The 3721-nt window shown below is 59.4% G+C and carries 1 protein-coding gene and 3 pseudogenes; 2 read left to right on the forward strand and 2 right to left on the reverse strand.

Features of this window, described 5'->3' with window-relative positions; all coding sequences use genetic code 11:
• Positions 1-143: 143 nt before the first annotated feature.
• A protein-coding gene (locus tag L0H65_RS16180) for an IS5 family transposase (RefSeq protein ID WP_301460183.1) occupies positions 144-931 on the reverse strand; the annotation gives its coding sequence in 2 pieces (ribosomal slippage) (positions 144-595 and positions 595-931; 789 coding nt in all).
• A gap of 191 nt (positions 932-1122) precedes the next feature.
• On the opposite strand from L0H65_RS16180, the pseudogene istA reads away from it, so the two are divergent.
• Positions 1123-2728 (forward strand): annotated as a pseudogene (istA, locus tag L0H65_RS16185) (IS21 family transposase).
• A pseudogene (istB, locus tag L0H65_RS16190) lies at positions 2661-3427 on the forward strand (IS21-like element helper ATPase IstB). The pseudogenes istA and istB overlap by 68 nt, the downstream one beginning before the upstream one ends.
• 197 nt (positions 3428-3624) lie before the next feature.
• Here istB and L0H65_RS16195 read toward each other — a convergent pair.
• Positions 3625-3721: pseudogene (locus L0H65_RS16195) on the reverse strand (IS5/IS1182 family transposase); the annotation flags it as partial.

Genomic DNA, 3721 nt, shown 5'->3' on the forward strand with positions numbered 1-3721 from the left:
GAGGTGGGGATTTTTGCGCCAGCACTTCTGGGGAAATTTGATCCAGCATTTACAAAAAGATCGGAGAGTAGCTCAGTAGTTAGGCGGTCGAAAGTTGAAACGTCGGTGAAGGTCGTGACGCCAGACCAATTGCTGCGCCTAAGTCATGTTGACAAATGGCGGAGCCAGAGGCGGATCGACGTGATGTCGATGAAGCCCAGAAAGCTCTCGGCGGTTTTGTCGTAGCGGGTGGCGACACGGCGGGCGTTCTTGAGCTTGTTGAAGCAGCGCTCAACGAGGTTCCTCAGCCGGTATAGTGTGCGATCCACAGCGACCCGCAGCTTTCGGGTCTTGCGCATGGGGATGACCGGAACCACGTTGCGCGCCTCCATGGTTTTGCGAACATTGTCAGAGTCATAGCCACGATCCGCCAGAAGGACGGACGGCTCGGGCATGTTGTCGTCCATGATCAAGTCGAAGCCCAGATAATCCGACGTCTGCCCCGGCGTGATGTCCGCCCTCATGGGCAAGCCGGCACCGTTGACGCGGAGATGGATCTTGGTCGTGAAACCACCTCTTGAACGGCCGAAACCCTGTCGCGGAGTCCCCCTTTTGCGCCCGCTGCCTGATGATGGGCGCGAACCACGGTGCTGTCGATCATCTGGAGTGCATCCGGCACGATCCGGCTTTCGTTCAGGGCCTCCATGATCTGCTCCCACAGCCCCGCCAGGGTCCATCGCCGGAACTGGCGGTAGACGCTTGACCACTTGCCGAACTCTTCAGGCAGGTCACGCCACGGCGATCCGGTGCGTGCGATCCAGAAAATTCCATCCAGAACAAGCCGATGGTTCATGGGTTTGCGTCCGTTCGGGGCGCGGACGGCTTGGATGAAGCGTTCATGGAACGCCCACTCCTCGTCCAGCATCATATCTCGTGCCAAGCTGGTCTCCATCGCAGATACCAGCTTGAATCACGTTCAGAGCGCCGTGTGAATCCCTTTTGTCAACACGGCCTAGGCGATCCTAATACGGCTGTGTTTCGGCATGCAAAATTGACCCCCATAGCGGGGTGATCGGCGTCAAATTTTGACCCCCCTGAAGTTTTGTCAGACCGTCCGTTGCGGAGCAGCGGATGGAGTGGGAGTTGAAGAGAGTGGATACGATCGCGCGGGTTCGGCGGACTTTTCATGCGCAGGGTTGGTCGATGAAGAGGATCAGCCGGGATCTACATGTCTCGCGCAATACGGTGCGCAAGATATTGCGGTCTGGCGAGACTGATTTCACCTATGAACGCGAACACCAGCCGCTGCCAAAGATCGGGCCTTGGGTTGAGCATATCGACCGGTTTCTTCAGGCCAATGAGGGCAAGGCGGCGCGAGAACGGCTGACACTGATCCGCATTTACGAGGAAGTGCGCGGCCTTGGATATGAGGGCAGTTACGATGCTGTCCGGCGCTATGCCAAGACCTGGGTGCAGGCCCGAGGATCGGTTACGGCGGATGCCTATGTGCCGCTCTACTATGCACCGGGCGAGGCATACCAGTTCGACTGGAGCCACGAGATCGTGCTGATCAATGGCGTGACGGTCACGGTGAAGGTCGCCCATGTCCGGCTTTGCCACAGCCGGATGATGTTTGTCCGGGCCTACATGCGCGAGAGCCAGGAGATGGTGTTTGATGCGCATGATCCGTAGCCGACAGGCGAATGCAAGCATTCGCCGAGAGGGGGCCTTCGCCTTCTTCAAAGGGGCCTGCACGCGGGGCGTCTACGACAATATGAATACTGCCGTGGAAACGGTATTTGTTGGCAAGGAACGCCTCTACAACCGCCGTTTCCAGCAGATGTGCAGCCATTATCTGGTCCAACCGGTCGCATGCACGCCGGCATCGGGTTGGGAGAAAGGCCAGGTCGAGAACCAGGTCGGCCTTGTACGCGAGCGGTTCTTTACGCCGCGCCTGAGGGTCAAAAGCTTGGATGAGTTGAACGTCTGGCTGCTTGATAAATGCATCGCCTACGCCAAAGCCCATAAGCATCCGGAGCAGACCAATCAGACGGTCTGGCAGATGTTCGAAGCCGAACGACCGCATCTGGTAAGATACGCAGGCCCGTTCGATGGCTTCCACAGCGTGCCCGCGTCCGTATCAAAGACCTGCACGGTGCGCTTCGACAACAACAAATACTCGGTGGTCTCGACAGCCGTCGGGCGGCCGGTCGAGGTGCATGCCTATGCCGAGCGGATTGTCATTCGCCAGACTGGGGCCGTTGTCGCAGAGCACCCCAGGTGCTTTGGCCGGTTTGAGACGATCTACGACCCTTGGCACTATGTCCCTGTTCTGGCGCGCAAACCCGGCGCACTCCGCAATGGTGCCCCGTTCCGCGACTGGGTTCTTCCCGCCGCCATGGCCGCGATCCGCCGCAAACTCAAGAGCGTCAGCGATGGCGACAAACAAATGGTCTCGATCCTCGGTTGCGTATCTGCCGACGGGATCACCGCAGTGGAAGCCGCCTGCAAGGAGGCGCTGGATCAGGGCGTATTCTCCGCTCCGGTCGTCATCAACATTCTGGCCCGAAGCCGCGATGTATCACCGACTCCCCTTCTTCTCACCCCAGAAACGCTGCGCCTGACCCATGAACCGGTCGCTGATTGCGCGCGCCACGACAGCCTCAGGAGGGCCAACACACATGGAACGCACGCAAATCCTCGACCTGATGAGCAGCCTCAAGCTTTATGGAATGCGCAGTGCCTATGACGAGGTCATGGCCTCCGGCATCAAGCGCCAACACGAACCGCCACGCATCATCGGTGACCTGCTGCAATCCGAGATCGCCGAGAAGCAGGCTCGTTCCATCAAATACCAGATGACCATCGCGAAGCTGCCGCTGGCGAAAGACCTCGACGACTTCGACTTCACCGGCACACCAGTCAATGCGGGCTTGGTACGAGAGCTTGCAAGCGGCACCTTCGTAGCCGATCAGCGCAACGTGGTGCTCGTTGGTGGCACCGGGACCGGAAAATCGCACCTGGCGATCGCCATTGCCCGCGCGTTCGCCATTGGGCTCGAACCGATGGCGCCTTCAATGGCTCACTCCGCAACGGTACGCGGGGTCGGTTCTACAATGTCGTCGATCTGGTCAACCGCCTTGAGACCAAGACCCGCAGCGGCAAGCAGGGCCGGCTCGCCGATTATCTGAACCGCCTCGACTTCGTTATCCTGGACGAGCTTGGCTATCTCCCCTTCGCCCAAGCAGGCGGCCAACTGCTGTTCCATCTGATCAGCAAGCTCTACGAGCGCACGTCCATCATCGTCACCACCAACCTGGCCTTCGGCGAATGGCCGACCGTCTTCGGCGACGCCAAGATGACCACCGCGCTGCTTGATCGCCTCACCCATCATTGCGAGATCGTCGAAACCGGCAATGAGTCCTGGCGCTTCAAGAACCGCGCCTGACGCCCCGGATTTGGGTCTGACCCGCCTCCGTCACATGACCCACTCCGTCGGGCCAGACCCAAATCCTATGCCACCGACGGGATCAATTTTGGATGCCGATAGGGGGTCAGTATTGCGTGCTGATTGACAGCAATCCCGAAGTGAACCTTGCGCTCCCTCTCGGCGAATGTTTGCATTCGCCTGCCGGGCAGCGATTGCCGCGGCTTCGATGGTCCGTGCTTCCTTGCAAACCATCCGCCCTCGCCCTTTGCCTTTATAGCAGGGCTGTCGACTAAAAGAGCAATGCGCCCGCGC

The sequence above is a fragment of the Pseudorhodobacter sp. genome, assembly GCF_030452865.1.
Lineage (GTDB): Bacteria > Pseudomonadota > Alphaproteobacteria > Rhodobacterales > Rhodobacteraceae > Pseudorhodobacter.